Source organism: Rhizobium aethiopicum, assembly GCF_014197535.1.
GTDB lineage: Bacteria > Pseudomonadota > Alphaproteobacteria > Rhizobiales > Rhizobiaceae > Rhizobium > Rhizobium aethiopicum_A.
Genome location: NZ_JACIFV010000001.1, coordinates 24816 through 38052, shown reverse-complemented (window position 1 = coordinate 38052; position 13237 = coordinate 24816). Strand labels below are relative to the sequence as shown.

Below are 13237 nucleotides of genomic sequence, written 5' to 3'. Positions count from 1 at the left end.
TTGAATTATGAGAGCGGCGAGCCGGATCGGCCCGCCGCTCTTTTTTGTGCATCGCGTCCGCGCTTGCTCGCATTTGGCCAGCCGCTGTTTATGATTCTTCCATGACCGAATCAAAAGCGATGATCCTTGGCTGCAGCGGCCTTGCCCTCACATCTGAAGAAAAGGCCTTTTACCGGGGCGAACGGCCCTGGGGCTTCATCCTCTTCGGGCGCAATATCTCCGAAGCAGCGCAGATCACCGATCTCGTCGCCGAACTGCGCGACAGCGTCGGCTGGCATGCGCCGGTGCTGATCGATCAGGAGGGTGGTCGCGTCCAGCGCATCCGCCCGCCGATCCTGCCGCGTTATCCCTCAGGCCAGGCGCTGGGCGATCTCTATCGCCGAAACCCGGCGCTCGGGCTGCGCGCCGCCTGGGTGATGTCGCGCCTGCATGCCTTCGACCTTTCGAACCTTGGCATCAATGTCGATTGCCTCCCGGTTCTCGACGTGCCGGTCGAAGGCAGCAGCAATGTCATCGGCGACCGCGCCTACGGTGGCGATCCAAAGACGGTCATCGCAATGGGACGGGCGGCCGGCGAGGGGCTGAAGGCCGGCGGCCTGCTGCCCGTGATGAAGCATATGCCCGGCCATGGTCGCGGCTTTGCCGATTCACATCTGGAACTGCCTGTCGTCACCGTCTCGCGCGATGAGCTGGAGGCCCATGATTTCCCGCCCTTTATCGCGATGAAGGACGAGTTGATGTCAATGACCTGCCATCTCGTCTTCACATCAATCGATCCTGACAATCCGGCGACGACCTCGCGCAAGGTGATCGACGGCGTTATCCGCGAGCACATCGGTTTTGGCGGTCTGCTGCTTTCCGACGACAGTTCGATGAATGCTCTTTCCGGCACGATCGGTGAACGGGCGGCGAATATCATTGCAGGGGGATGCGATATCGTGCTGCATTGCAATGGCAAGATGGACGAGATGCTAGATGTCGTGGCAAATGTTCCGCCGCTGGCCGGTCTTTCGCTTGCCCGCGCAAAAGCGGTAGAAGCAGGTTTTACCGCTCCGGATAGTGCCGACGAGGCGGAGTTGAGGGCGGAATTCGAGGCGATGTTCGTGTCGGTGTGATCGTAGGAGAGCAGGGTGGTGAGCACGGTCAAAGGCACGGAACGTCCGCAGGCAGCAACGCCGATGGACAAGCTGTGGCAGGAGAACGGCGCCGAGCGTGCCACCCACGAGCCGGCGCTGGTGATCGACGTCGCCGGATTCGAAGGCCCGCTCGACCTGCTGCTCTATCTCGCCCGCAACCAGAAGGTCGACCTGTCGCGCATTTCCGTATTGGCGCTCGCCGAACAATATCTGCAGTTCGTCGAAAGCGCCCGGCGCATCCGCATCGAGCTTGCCGCCGATTATCTCGTCATGGCGGCCTGGCTTGCCTATCTCAAGTCGCGCCTGCTCATTCCCCAGCAGGTCAAGGATGACGGCCCTTCCGGCGAGGAGATGGCGGCAACGCTCGCCTTCCGCCTGAAGCGTCTCGAAGCCATGCGCCAGGCGGCGGAAGGCCTTGTCAACCGCAACCGTCTTGGCCGCGATATCTTCGCCCGCGGTGCGCCCGAGCATATTCCCGACCGGCAGCAATCCGCTTATGCGGCAAGTCTCTACGATCTCCTGACCGCCTATGCGGCGCTGCGCCAGCGCCATGCCGTGACCCAGGTGACGATCGAGAGGCGCAATGTCTGGTCGCTGACCGATGCCCGTGAGCTGCTGACCCAGATGATCGGCGAGGTCGGTGACTGGACGGCGATGGAGCATTATCTGCTGCGTTATCTCGCAGCGCCCGAGGAACGCGTCACGGCGATCGCCAGCGCATTTGCCGCCTCGCTGGAACTGGTGCGCGAGGGTAAGCTCGAAATCCGCCAGGACGGCGCCTTTCAGCCGATCTATATGCGCCGCGGTCCGAAACATGCGACGCTGCAGGTGGTGGAACAGGAGCGGCCGGTTTGATCGATCTGAAGGACGGCGAGGATTTCGAGGAGGAGGGCCGCGACCTGCAGGCCGAGATCGAGGCCGAACGCATCGCCGAGGCGCTGGTCTTTGCCTCCTCGCAGCCGGTCTCCGAGGGCTTCATTTCTGAGCGGCTGCCGAGGAACTTCAATGTGCATGCGATCATGCTGCGCCTGAAGGAGCAATATGCGCCGCGGGGGGTCAATCTTGTCCAGGTCGAAGGTGCCTGGGCCTTCCGCACCGCCGCCGATCTTTCCTTCGTCATCCGCCGCGACGACAACGAGGTGAAGAAGCTTTCGCGCGCCGCCCTGGAAGTGCTGGCGATCATCGCCTATCACCAGCCGGTGACGCGCGCCGAGATCGAGGATATTCGCGGCGTTCAGACCTCACGCGGCACGCTCGACGTGCTGATGGAAGCCGGCTGGGTGCGGTTTCGCGGCCGCCGGCGCACACCCGGCCGGCCGGTGACATTGGGCACGACGCGCGATTTTCTCGACCATTTCGGCCTGGAGGAGTTGCGCGATCTGCCTGGTCTCGAAGAATTGAAGGGGGCGGGCCTGCTGTCTGGCCGTATCCCGGCGAACTTCAATATTCCCTCGCCGTCGATGAACGACGAATTGACCGAGGACGAAGATCCGATCACTCAGATGGATCTCGAAGAACTGGGGTTGCTTGCCCCACGTTCTACCTCCGAAGATTGAAGGACTTCCTCTTGCTTTTGCAACGCATGACGAAAACAATAGTGCTCACGATTTTTCGACGGGTCAGTGGCTTGTCATAAAGGGCGATACCGTGACATTAAGCGCAGTTCAAAGGGCTTGATGTTGGAAACGGTGTTAGAAATCCTTACATCGTGGGAACATCGAAACAGGGAGTTAGAGTGATGGGTTCTCTTAGCATGTGGCACTGGCTGATCGTTCTGGTCATCGTGCTGTTGTTGTTCGGTCGCGGCAAGATTCCGGAACTGATGGGCGATGTCGCCAAAGGCATCAAGAGCTTCAAGAAGGGCATGACGGACGAAGACGCGCCGGAAACGGCAAAGACCGTCGATCACAAGGCCGACGAAACGAAGTAATCAAGTCCGGGAAAAAGCGCAGCCCCCGCGCTTCCCGTCCAGGAGCCTTGCATGTTCGATATTGGCTGGACCGAGCTTTTGGTCATCGCGGTCGTGCTGATCGTCGTTGTCGGTCCGAAGGATTTGCCGCCGATGCTGCGTGCTTTCGGCAAGATGACGCAGCGCGCCCGCAAGGTCGCGGGTGAGTTTCGGGCGCAGTTCGACGAAGCGTTGCGCGAAGCCGAGCTTGACGATGTGCGCCAGACGATCAGCGACGCCCAGAAGCTCAACCCGGTCAACAGCCTGCGTGAAGCGATGAACCCGCTTCGCCAGATGGGCAACGAGATCAAGGCCGACTTGCAGAAGACGACTTCGGCTCCGGAAAATAAGACCGAAGTGCCGCCGACTGCCGTCTCGGCCCCGACGCCGTCGATGAGCCTCCCGGAAATGCCGCCCCCGGTGCCGGCGCCGGCGCAGCCTGAGCCCGTCGCGGCAGCGATTGCCGAGACCGGTACGGTCGCCGACAAGCCCAAGGCCGTGCGCAAGCCACGCGTCAAGGCTGCTGACAAGGTCGACGCTGCCGCAGCCGTTGCCGTACCGGTGGAAAAGCCGAAGCGGGCCGCGGCCGTCAGGAGGCCTGCAACGGCGAAGAAACCGACGCAGACGAAGAAGAAGGACGAGGCATGAGCGGTGACATCGAAGACAAGCCGCAGCCACTGATCGAGCACCTGATGGAGCTGCGCACGCGGCTGATCTGGTCGATCGGGGCGTTCTTCATCGCCTTTATTGTATGCTTCTTTTTTGCCAAGCATCTCTTCAACTATCTGGTCATTCCCTACAAGACGGCCGTGGAATGGGCGCATCTCGACGTCGAGAAGGCCCAGCTGATTTATACCGCGCCCCAGGAGTTCTTCTTTACCCAGGTCAAGGTGGCGATGTTCGGCGGCCTGGTGGTCGCTTTCCCGATCATTGCGGCCCAGGTCTATAAGTTCGTGGCGCCCGGCCTCTACAAGAACGAGCGCCAGGCCTTCCTGCCGTTCCTGATCGCGTCGCCGGTCCTGTTCCTGATGGGGGCAGCGCTCGTCTATTTCTTCTTCACGCCGATGGTCATGTGGTTCTTCCTGTCGATGCAGCAGGCGCCGGGACATGACGAGGTGGCGATCTCGCTGATGCCGAAGGTCTCGGAATATCTGAGCCTCATCATGACGCTGGTCTTCTCCTTCGGCCTCGTCTTCCAGCTGCCCGTCATTACGACCCTGCTTGCCCGCGTCGGTCTGCTGACGTCGCAATGGCTCGCCGAGAAGCGCAAGTTCGCCATCGTGCTCGCCTTCGTCGTCGCCGCCGTGCTGACGCCGCCGGATCCGATGTCCCAGATCGGTCTTGCGCTACCAACGATCCTTCTCTACGAGATTTCCATCTATGCGGCGCGACTCGTGGAGCGCCAGCGTGCCCGGCAGGCGCTCGAAAAGGAAACCGGATCCGCGGACGTTGCCAAGACCGACAGCGTCTGAGGCGATCCGGAAGCCCTTTTACGACGCCGTCTCATCCGGTCGAGGCCCGGTCAGGCTTTGGCCGGGTCATTTCTGTTGCAACGACCTGGAACGACGATGCTCGATATCAAATGGATCCGTGAGAATCCCGAAGCGCTCGATGCCGCCCTTGCCAAGCGCGGCGCGGAGCCTCTGGCCCAAAGTCTCGTCGCCCTCGATGAAAAGCGCCGCTCGGCCGTGCAGAAGGCGCAGGACATGTTGTCTCGCCGCAACCTTGCCTCCAAGGAAATCGGCGCGGCGATGGCCCAGAAGAACGGCGAGCTCGCCGAGAAGCTGAAGGCCGAGGTCGCCGAACTCAAGACCCTGCTGCCTGCGATCGAGGAAGAAGAACGGCAACTGACGGCAGAACTCAACGACGCGCTTTCGCGTATACCAAACATCCCCTTCGATGACGTGCCGGTCGGTAAGGACGAGCATGACAATGTCGTCACCCGCATGGTCGGCGAAAAGCCGCGCTGGAACCACACGCCGAAGGAGCATTTCGAAATCGGCGAAGCGCTCGGCTACATGGATTTCGAGCGTGCCGCCAAGCTCTCCGGTTCGCGCTTCACGGTTCTGACCGGGCCGCTCGCCAGGCTCGAACGGGCGCTCGGCCAGTTCATGATCGACCTTCACACCAGCGAGCACGGCTATACCGAAGTCAGCTCGCCGCTGATGGTCCGCGCCGAAGCGCTGTTCGGTACCGGCAATCTGCCGAAGTTCGAAGAGGATCTCTTCAAGACGACCGACAGCCGCTATCTCATCCCGACGGCGGAGGTGACGCTGACCAATCTGGTGCGCGAGGAGATCCTCGACCAGGAAAAGCTGCCGCTCCGCTTCACCGCGTTGACGCCGTCCTTCCGCTCCGAAGCGGGCTCGGCCGGGCGCGACACACGCGGCATGCTGCGCCAGCACCAGTTCTGGAAATGCGAACTCGTCTCGATCACCGATGCCGAAAGTTCGATCGCCGAGCACGAGCGGATGACCGCCTGCGCCGAGGAAGTGCTGAAGCGCCTTGGCCTGCATTTCCGCACGATGACCCTTTGCACCGGTGATATGGGCTTCGGCTCGCGCAAGACCTACGATCTCGAAGTCTGGCTGCCGGGGCAGAATGCCTTCCGCGAGATCTCTTCCTGCTCGGTCTGCGGCGATTTCCAGGCCCGGCGTATGAACTCGCGCTACCGCGGCAAGGACGACAAGAGCAACAAGTTCGTGCACACGCTGAACGGCTCCGGTACCGCCGTCGGCCGCTGCCTGATCGCCGTCCTTGAAAATTATCTGAATGAAGACGGCTCCGTCACGATTCCGGACGTTTTGCTGCCCTATATGGGCGGAATGACCAAGATCGAACGGGCGGCCTGAGGCGATGCGCATCCTGCTCACGAATGACGATGGCATCCATGCCGAAGGCCTTGCCGCGCTGGAGCGGATCGCCCGCACACTATCCGACGACGTCTGGATCGTGGCGCCCGAGATCGACCAGAGCGGTCTGGCCCATTCGCTGAGCCTGTCAGAGCCGTTGCGGCTGCGCAAGATTTCCGACAAGCATTTCGCCTTGCGCGGCACGCCGACGGATTGCGTCATCATGGGCATCCGGCAGGTGATGGACATCAAGCCTGATCTCGTTCTCTCCGGCGTCAATTCGGGTTCGAACGTCGCAGACGACGTGACCTATTCCGGCACGATCGCCGGCGCCATCGAAGGCACGATGCAGGGCGTCCGCTCCTTTGCGCTGAGCCAAGCTTATCTTTACGAGAACGGCGCGCGCATCGTGCCCTGGGAGGTCTGCGAAGCGCATGCGCCGGCTCTTCTGGAAAAACTGATGGTGCTGGACCTGCCGGACGGTACGTTCCTCAATCTCAACTTCCCGAACTGCCGCCCCGACGAGGTCGATGGCGCAGAGGTCACCATGCAGGGCAAGCTTGCCTTCAACCTGCAGGTCGACGCCCGCTCCGACGGTCGGGGATTTCCCTATTACTGGCTGAAGTTCGGCGAACGTGCCGGTGCCTTCATCGAAGGCACCGATATTCACGCCCTGAAGCATAACAAGATTTCGGTAACGCCTTTGAAACTGGATCTGACCGATTATTCCGTGACGGACCGCGTGGCGCGGGCCCTGGGATACGGAGCACAAGTTTGACGGCAAGACTGGCGGAGAAGGAGGGCTTCGCGGCGCTTGTCCTCAGACTGCGCGCCGAAGGTATCTCGGATCTCGATCTGCTGACGGCGGTCGAGCAGACGCAGCGCTCGCTGTTCGTGCCGCCGCAATTTTCCGACGACGCCTATTCGAGCCGGACGATACCGATCGAATGCGGCGCCTTCCTTGAAGGCATCGATTTTGTCGTCCGCATCCTGCATCACCTGAAGCTCAAACCGGGGCAGCGCGTCCTGGAAGTCGGCACCGGCAGCGGCTTCACCGCCGCTGTCATGGGCCGTCTGGCCGAGCGTGTTCTGTCGATCGACCGCTACAAGACGCTGACGGCGGCAGCACAGCGGCGCATGGAATCGCTCGGTCTGCGCAACGTCGTCATCCGCCACGCCGACGGCAGCGCCGGTATGCAGGGAGAGGGCACTTTCGACCGTATTCTGGTCACCGCCGCATTCAATGCCATGCCGCGCTTTTATACCGATCAGCTCGTTTCCGGCGGTTCGATGATTGCGCCGCTGATGATTTCCGAAAATGAGTGTCGCATGGTGCGGCTGACGAAAACCGGCAGCCGTTTCGAACGCGAGGAACTGTTCGAAGCTCCTTACCTGCCGATCGTTCCGCGTCTTGCCTCGCTGCTGTAGAGCCGGCGTCCGAAAGCCCGCGCACTTTTCGGCATCACCTTCGGGACACTGCGATTTTTCACCCGTAAGCTATGGTTATCAACTTCTCAAAAATATCGCACTGATTCCAGCGTCTTAACCACGTGGTAATACTAACGCGTTTTAATAGACTCACAAATGGTTGCGTTCTCAGTGGGTCGAGTCAATGCGTTTCAGTCTTTCGCCGAAGTTCGGTAAGTCGGCCGGTAATCTCCTGGTTGTGGGCCTGCTGGCGAGTGCCGCAACAGGCTGCAGTTCCGATGTGACACGGTTCGGCGGCTTGTTTTCCTCCTCAGGGCAGGATCAGATCACCACCAGTTCCATTCCGCGCGGCGGTCAGCAAGGCGATCCGGTGCCGCGCGCCGATCTCGGCGGTTCCGCCGTCGCCAGTCAGTCGGGTTACGGTGGCGGCAATACGCTCAATCAGCCTTATCCGGCGCGCCAGAGTTACGAACCGGTGCGCACGTCGAGTGCACGCATCGCTTCCTCACCCGTCTCGATACAGCGTTCCGAGCTTGCTGCTCCGACCACTGCTGCGCCGTCCCGGCAGCGGGAAAGGGAAGTCGCGCTTGCCCAGCCCTTCCCGGCTTCGGCGCAGCCTGAAAAGCAGCGGCTCGTAGCGCCGGCCGCCCCGAAGCCGACGCCCGATTCTCTGACGACGGGCACGACGCCGAAGGTTTCCGGCTGGTCCGCGACCAACGCGCCTTCCGTCACGCTGCGTCCGGGTGAGAGCATTGCGACCTTATCCCGGCGCTTTGGCGTTCCGGAAAAGGAAATCCTGCGCGTCAACAATCTGAAGATGGCCTCGGCCGCCAAGCCCGGCCAGGCAATCCTGATCCCGACGTTCAATGGCGGAAATGCGGCCAAGGCGGCTTCGCAGGCGGCCGATCTTTCCAAGCCCGGCAATATGCCGGACCCGGCCAAGGCGCCGGAACAGAAGGTTGCTGTCGTCCCCGGCGCCAATTCCGCGCGGGACAAGACCGTGGCGAGCGCCGATCCCACCGGCAAGGTTCCGGTTGGCGCCGGCAAAGACCCGAAGACGCCGGCCGGCAGCTATGTCGTCAAGCAAGGAGATTCGCTGGCGAAGATCGCAAAGGCGACCGGCACCAACATCGACGATCTCAAGGCCGCCAACAACCTTTCGGCGAATTCGCTGCGTGTGGGACAAGCCCTGAAGCTGCCGAACGGCGGTGCCGACACTGTCAAGACCGCCTCGATCCCGGCTGAGAAGGTCGAGTCGAAGCCGGCTGATCCGGCGCCCGCCCAGCAGACCGCGTCCGTTCAGCCCTACAAGGCGCCGGTCGCCAGTCAGACCGTTGACGATGTCGAGAAGAAATCCGACGTCAGCTCCGACGCGCCGGAATCGACCGGCATCGGCAAATATCGCTGGCCGGTCCGCGGCCAGGTGATTGCCGCCTATGGCGCCAACGTCAACGGCAACCGCAATGACGGCATCGACATTTCGGTGCCGCAGGGTACGCCGATCAAGGCCGCGGAAAACGGCGTCGTCATTTATGCCGGCAACGGCCTGAAGGAGCTCGGCAACACGGTTCTTGTCCGTCACGACGACGGCACCGTCACCGTCTATGGCAACGCCGACACGCTGAGCGTCACCCGCGGTCAGAAGATCCAGCGCGGTCAGACCGTCGCCGTCTCCGGCATGAGCGGCGATGTCAAGCAGCCGCAGGTCCATTTCGAGGTCCGCAAGGACGCATCGCCGGTCAACCCGATGACTTTCCTGGAATAGGTATAGCGTACCAGGGAGCGCAAAAGCCCGGCCACCAGCCGGGCTTTTGTCATTTTTAGACCTGGTCGCAATGAAACGGATTGACGGAAGGCGCCTACGCCCGGTCGATATGAACGCGCATGCGTCCGGCCAGATCCTGGATATATTGCCAGGCGACGCGGCCGGAGCGCGCGCCGCGTGTCGTTGCCCATTCCAGCGCCTCGGCATGCATCTTGTCGCGGTCGAGGCCGAGCTTGAAGTGATCGGCATAGCCGTCGATCATGCCGAGATAGTCTTCCTGGCTGCATTTATGAAAGCCGAGCCAAAGACCGAAGCGGTCAGATAGCGAAACCTTTTCCTCGACGGCTTCCGATGGATTGATCGCCGTCGACTGCTCGTTTTCCATCATGTGGCGCGGCAGGAGGTGGCGCCGATTTGACGTGGCGTAGAAGAGCACATTGTCGGGCCGCCCTTCGACGCCGCCATCGAGTGCCGCCTTCAGCGACTTGTAGGCGGTGTCGTCGTGATCGAAGGAGAGATCGTCGCAGAAGACGATCACACGGTACGGCGTGTCTTTCAGGAGGTCGAGCAGGGTGGGCAGGCTGGCAATATCCTCGCGATGCACTTCGACCAGCTTCAGCGCGACGCCGCTTTCGCGCCTGACATCCTCATGCACGGCCTTGACCAACGAGGATTTGCCCATGCCGCGCGCGCCCCAAAGGAGCACGTTATTGGCGGCATAACCCTCGGCGAACCGCACCGTATTCTCATGCAGGATATCGCGCACGTGGTCGACGCCGCGGATGAGCTTCAGCGCCACCCGGTTCGGCTTCTTCACCGGCTGCAGATACTGACGCAACGGTGCCCAGACGAAACAGTCGGCCGCATTCCAATCGTTGACGGCAGGTGCCGGCCCGGCCAGCCGCTGCACGGCATCAGCGAGCCTTTTCAGTTCGGCAAGCAGGGCGGTGTTGATTTCCTCGGTCATCGTGGGCCTCCTGATTTCTCGCTGCGGCAAGCCGCTTTGATCTTTCGATGCCGCCTACCATGGCGTTTTGCCGACGGAAAGGTTATGAGGCAGCGGAATCGGTACTGTTCCCGGCTGTTTCTGTTGCATTCATCCAAGCGGCAACTATAGTCCGGCAACCTGAAAAGCAGGCGGAGTTCCGCCATAGAAGCCTGAGGAGTTTAGCATGTTCATCACCCCGGCATTCGCCCAGACTGCGACCGATACCGCAACAGGATTCGGCGGTTCCGGTTTCGAAATGATCATCCTGTTCGTGCCGCTGATGGTCGTCTGGTATTTCCTGCTGATCCGGCCGCAGCGCGCGCAGGCCAAGAAACGTGAGGAAACCCTCAAGGCGATCCGCCGTGGCGACCAGATCGTGACCGGCGGCGGTCTTGTCGGCAAGGTGACGAAGGTGGTCGACGATAAGGAAGTCGAAGTCGAGATTGCCGAAGGTGTTCGCGTGCGCATCGTCCGCAGCGGCATTTCGGACGTTCGCGTGAAGGGTGAGCCTGTCAAGGCCGACGCGGCGTAACAAGCGATAACGGCGGAACCGCCGGATCGGAAGATCGTCGAGAGAATGTTGCATTTTTCCCGCTTGAAAACACTTCTGATTTGGCTGGTTGCATTTGCGGCCGTCGTCGTTGCTGCGCCCAATCTCCTGAGCGAGGCGCAGCGCTCTTCTCTGCCGGGATGGTGGCAAAACGGCCGCGCGACACTCGGTCTCGACCTGCAGGGCGGTTCGCATATCGTTCTTAAGGTCGAGCGTTCCGATATCGTCAAAGACCGCTTGGAAGAGACGGTCGCGAATGTGCGCAAGGCGCTGCGAGGTGCCGGCATCCGCTATACCGGGCTGACCGGCAACGGCCAGACTGTCGCTGTCCGGATTACCGATCCGGATGAGGCGAAAAAGGCGGTCGATCTCCTGAAGCCTCTGACGACCGGGAACGAACATTCAGGCCCTGGCCTAGCGCTGCGGCAGGGCGAGGAAGGGCAGCTCTCGCTGCAGATATCCGATCCCGGCATCACCGCCGACGTTGCCTCGGCCCGCAACCGGTCGCTCGATATCGTTGGCCGCCGCATCGCCGGTTTCGGTTATAAAGACTTTCAGGTTCGCCCCGATGGCGAAGACCGGGTCGTCGTGCAGGTGCTGGGATCCGTCGACGCGGAGCGGCTGAAGAATATTCTGAACCAGCCGGCAAAGCTTTCCTTTCATCTGCTCGACGAAAGCATGTCGGGGCAGGAGGCGCTGAACGGCCGCTGGCCGGCCAGTTCGCAGGTGCTCTATTCGCTCGACGATCCGCCTGTTCCTTATCTCGTCGACCGCACGGAATTCGTCACCGGCAGCAACATGGTCGATATCGAGCCTGTCGTCGATCCGCAGACGCAGGATACCTCGATTGACTATCGCCTCGATGCGGAGGGCACGCAGCGGCTGGCGCAGGCGACAGCGCAAAATATCGGCAAGCACCTTGCCATCGTCTTTGATGATCAGGTGATGTCTGCACCGGTCATCGATGCGGCGATCACCGGCGGCGAGGGCCGGATTTCGGCGAATTTCTCCGAGGACGGCGTTCGCGACCTTGCGGTGATGCTGCGCGCCGGCGCTCTGCCGGCGACGCTGACGAGCGTCGAGGAGCGCAGTGTCAGCCCGAGCTTCGGCGCCGGCTCCATTTTCTCCGGCCTGATTGCCGGTCTCGTCGCCGTCGTGCTGGTCGCAGCGCTGATGATCGCGCTCTACCGTATTCTCGGCGCCATCGCGGTCGTCTCGCTCTTCTTCAACCTGATCTTCATCGTCGCCGCTCTTAGCCTCGCCGGCGCCACGCTGACTTTGCCCGGCATTGCCGGCATCGTGCTTATCGTCGGCATGGCGGTCGATTCCAACGTGCTGATCTATGAGCGTATCCGCGAAGAGGAAAGAGCCAGTTCCTCCTTTGAGCAGGCCGTCGGCCGCGGCTTCTCGCGCGCCTTCGCAACGATCGTCGACGCGAATGTCACGATCTTCATTGCCGCCATCATTCTCCTGTTTCTCGGCAGCGAGTCCATTCGCGGTTTCGCGGTGACGCTGGCGTTCGGCATTCTGACGACCGTCATCACGGCTTTCACGCTGACGCGCTCGATCGTCGCCGCCTGGCTGAAAGCGCGCCATCCCAGGCATCTGCCGAAGAGCGTTCTCGCGCATCTTTTCGAGCACGCCAATGTGCGTTTCATGGGGATCCGCCGTTATGTCTTCACGGCGTCGGCAGTGATCTCGCTGGCCGCCATGGCAGCCTTTGCTACCGTTGGCCTGCAGCTCGGCATCGATTTCACCGGCGGCTCGCTCATCGAGGTGACGGCGAAACAGGGCAATGCCGACATCGCTGACCTCAAATCGCGCCTCGACGATCTCAATCTTGGCGAGGTGAGCGTCGAGCGTACGGGCGGGCCGTCGAATGCACGAATCCGCATCGCGTCCCAGGGCGGCGGCGAGAATGCCGAGCAATCGGCGGCGACGCTGGTGCGCGGCGAACTCGAGGCCGATTACGATTTCCGCCGCGTCGAGGTCGTCGGCCCCGCCATTTCGGGCGAATTGACGATGATGGCGACGCTCGGTGTCGCAGCCGCACTCGCGGCGATCCTGATCTACATCTGGTTCCGCTTCGAATGGCAGTTCGCCGTCGGCGCCATCATTGCCACGCTGCACGACGTCATCATCATGCTCGGTCTCTTCGTGCTGACCGGCATCGAGTTCAACCTGACGAGCATCGCCGCCGTGCTGACCATCGTCGGTTACTCCCTGAACGACACGGTCGTCGTCTATGACAGGATGCGCGAGAATCTTGAACGATACAGGAAGATGCCGTTGCCGATCCTGATCGATGCCTCGATCAACCAGACATTGTCGCGCACTGTCCTGACGGCGGCGACGACGTTGCTCGCCTTGCTGGCGCTCTATCTGTTCGGCGGTGACGTCATCCGCTCCTTCTCCTTTACGATGCTCTTCGGAGTCGCTCTCGGCACTTTCTCTTCGATCTATATCGCTGCTCCCGTGTTGATCGTCTTCCGGCTGCGGCCGGAGGCTCCCGATGGAGAAGAGAGCAACAAGACGGATGCTGGTGTGAAATCCGGCACGGTGGTTTGAAA

At 61.6% G+C, this 13237-nt stretch carries 13 protein-coding genes; 12 read left to right on the top strand and 1 reads right to left on the bottom strand.

All coding sequences use genetic code 11. The features are described from left to right. Positions 1–101: 101 nt before the first annotated feature. From nagZ to GGD53_RS00180, 10 genes are all read left to right on the top strand, one after another. Positions 102–1115: a beta-N-acetylhexosaminidase gene (gene nagZ / locus GGD53_RS00225; RefSeq protein WP_184452565.1), complete on the top strand. Its 1014-nt coding sequence runs from the start codon at positions 102–104 to the stop codon at positions 1113–1115. 18 nt (positions 1116–1133) lie between these two features. Beyond that, entirely contained in the window at positions 1134–1991 is an 858-nt protein-coding gene (locus GGD53_RS00220; RefSeq protein ID WP_184452563.1) for a segregation/condensation protein A, read from the top strand. Next, positions 1988–2692: an SMC-Scp complex subunit ScpB gene (gene scpB / locus GGD53_RS00215; protein WP_088396391.1), complete on the top strand. Its 705-nt coding sequence runs from the start codon at positions 1988–1990 to the stop codon at positions 2690–2692. The genes GGD53_RS00220 and scpB overlap by 4 nt, the downstream gene beginning before the upstream one ends. Positions 2693–2874: 182 nt before the next feature. Beyond that, positions 2875–3066, top strand: a complete 192-nt coding sequence (locus tag GGD53_RS00210; RefSeq protein WP_011425113.1) for a twin-arginine translocase TatA/TatE family subunit — start codon at positions 2875–2877, stop codon at positions 3064–3066. Between the two features lie 51 nt (positions 3067–3117). Continuing rightward, positions 3118–3732, top strand: coding sequence for a Sec-independent protein translocase protein TatB (gene tatB, locus GGD53_RS00205; RefSeq protein ID WP_184452561.1), 615 nt, complete (start codon positions 3118–3120; stop codon positions 3730–3732). Beyond that, positions 3729–4556 carry a twin-arginine translocase subunit TatC gene (gene tatC / locus GGD53_RS00200; RefSeq protein WP_064802115.1) on the top strand — a complete coding sequence of 276 codons (828 nt, stop codon included), beginning with the start codon at positions 3729–3731 and terminating at the stop codon, positions 4554–4556. The genes tatB and tatC overlap by 4 nt, the downstream gene beginning before the upstream one ends. A gap of 96 nt (positions 4557–4652) precedes the next feature. Then, positions 4653–5936 (top strand): serine--tRNA ligase, encoded by a 1284-nt coding sequence (gene serS / locus GGD53_RS00195; RefSeq protein WP_184452559.1) that lies wholly within the window; start codon positions 4653–4655, stop codon positions 5934–5936. Positions 5937–5940: 4 nt separating this feature from the next. Then, entirely contained in the window at positions 5941–6714 is a 774-nt protein-coding gene (gene surE / locus GGD53_RS00190) for a 5'/3'-nucleotidase SurE (protein WP_184452557.1), read from the top strand. Beyond that, on the top strand, positions 6711–7364 hold the full coding sequence (locus GGD53_RS00185; RefSeq protein ID WP_184452555.1) for a protein-L-isoaspartate(D-aspartate) O-methyltransferase: 654 nt from the start codon (positions 6711–6713) through the stop codon (positions 7362–7364). Before surE ends, GGD53_RS00185 begins: the two co-directional genes overlap by 4 nt. 184 nt (positions 7365–7548) lie before the next feature. Further along, complete coding sequence (locus GGD53_RS00180; protein WP_184452553.1) at positions 7549–9129, top strand: peptidoglycan DD-metalloendopeptidase family protein; 1581 nt, start codon at positions 7549–7551, stop codon at positions 9127–9129. A gap of 94 nt (positions 9130–9223) precedes the next feature. Here the strand turns inward: GGD53_RS00180 and GGD53_RS00175 are convergent, their stop codons facing one another. Beyond that, a complete protein-coding gene (locus tag GGD53_RS00175; protein ID WP_184452550.1) occupies positions 9224–10096 on the bottom strand; it encodes an ATP-binding protein in 873 nt (290 codons plus the stop codon). A gap of 205 nt (positions 10097–10301) precedes the next feature. Here GGD53_RS00175 and yajC point away from each other — a divergent pair, with 205 nt between their 5' ends. Both yajC and secDF read left to right on the top strand, forming a co-directional pair. Continuing rightward, positions 10302–10649 (top strand): preprotein translocase subunit YajC, encoded by a 348-nt coding sequence (gene yajC, locus GGD53_RS00170; RefSeq protein ID WP_064696006.1) that lies wholly within the window; start codon positions 10302–10304, stop codon positions 10647–10649. 45 nt (positions 10650–10694) lie between these two features. Continuing rightward, on the top strand, positions 10695–13235 hold the full coding sequence (secDF, locus tag GGD53_RS00165) for a protein translocase subunit SecDF (RefSeq protein ID WP_184452548.1): 2541 nt from the start codon (positions 10695–10697) through the stop codon (positions 13233–13235). Positions 13236–13237: the final 2 nt, after the last annotated feature.

Excerpts from the sequence above, each read along its gene's own strand:
- surE (WP_184452557.1), top strand. The coding sequence starts at position 5,941 with ATGCGCATCCTGCTCACGAATGACGATGGCATCCATGCCGAAGGCCTT.
- GGD53_RS00210 (WP_011425113.1), top strand. The coding sequence starts at position 2,875 with ATGGGTTCTCTTAGCATGTGGCACTGGCTGATCGTTCTGGTCATCGTG.
- serS (WP_184452559.1), top strand. The coding sequence starts at position 4,653 with ATGCTCGATATCAAATGGATCCGTGAGAATCCCGAAGCGCTCGATGCC.
- tatC (WP_064802115.1), top strand. The coding sequence starts at position 3,729 with ATGAGCGGTGACATCGAAGACAAGCCGCAGCCACTGATCGAGCACCTG.
- tatB (WP_184452561.1), top strand. The coding sequence starts at position 3,118 with ATGTTCGATATTGGCTGGACCGAGCTTTTGGTCATCGCGGTCGTGCTG.
- secDF (WP_184452548.1), top strand. The coding sequence starts at position 10,695 with ATGTTGCATTTTTCCCGCTTGAAAACACTTCTGATTTGGCTGGTTGCA.
- yajC (WP_064696006.1), top strand. The coding sequence starts at position 10,302 with ATGTTCATCACCCCGGCATTCGCCCAGACTGCGACCGATACCGCAACA.
- nagZ (WP_184452565.1), top strand. The coding sequence starts at position 102 with ATGACCGAATCAAAAGCGATGATCCTTGGCTGCAGCGGCCTTGCCCTC.
- GGD53_RS00175 (WP_184452550.1), bottom strand. The coding sequence starts at position 10,096 with ATGACCGAGGAAATCAACACCGCCCTGCTTGCCGAACTGAAAAGGCTC.
- GGD53_RS00180 (WP_184452553.1), top strand. The coding sequence starts at position 7,549 with ATGCGTTTCAGTCTTTCGCCGAAGTTCGGTAAGTCGGCCGGTAATCTC.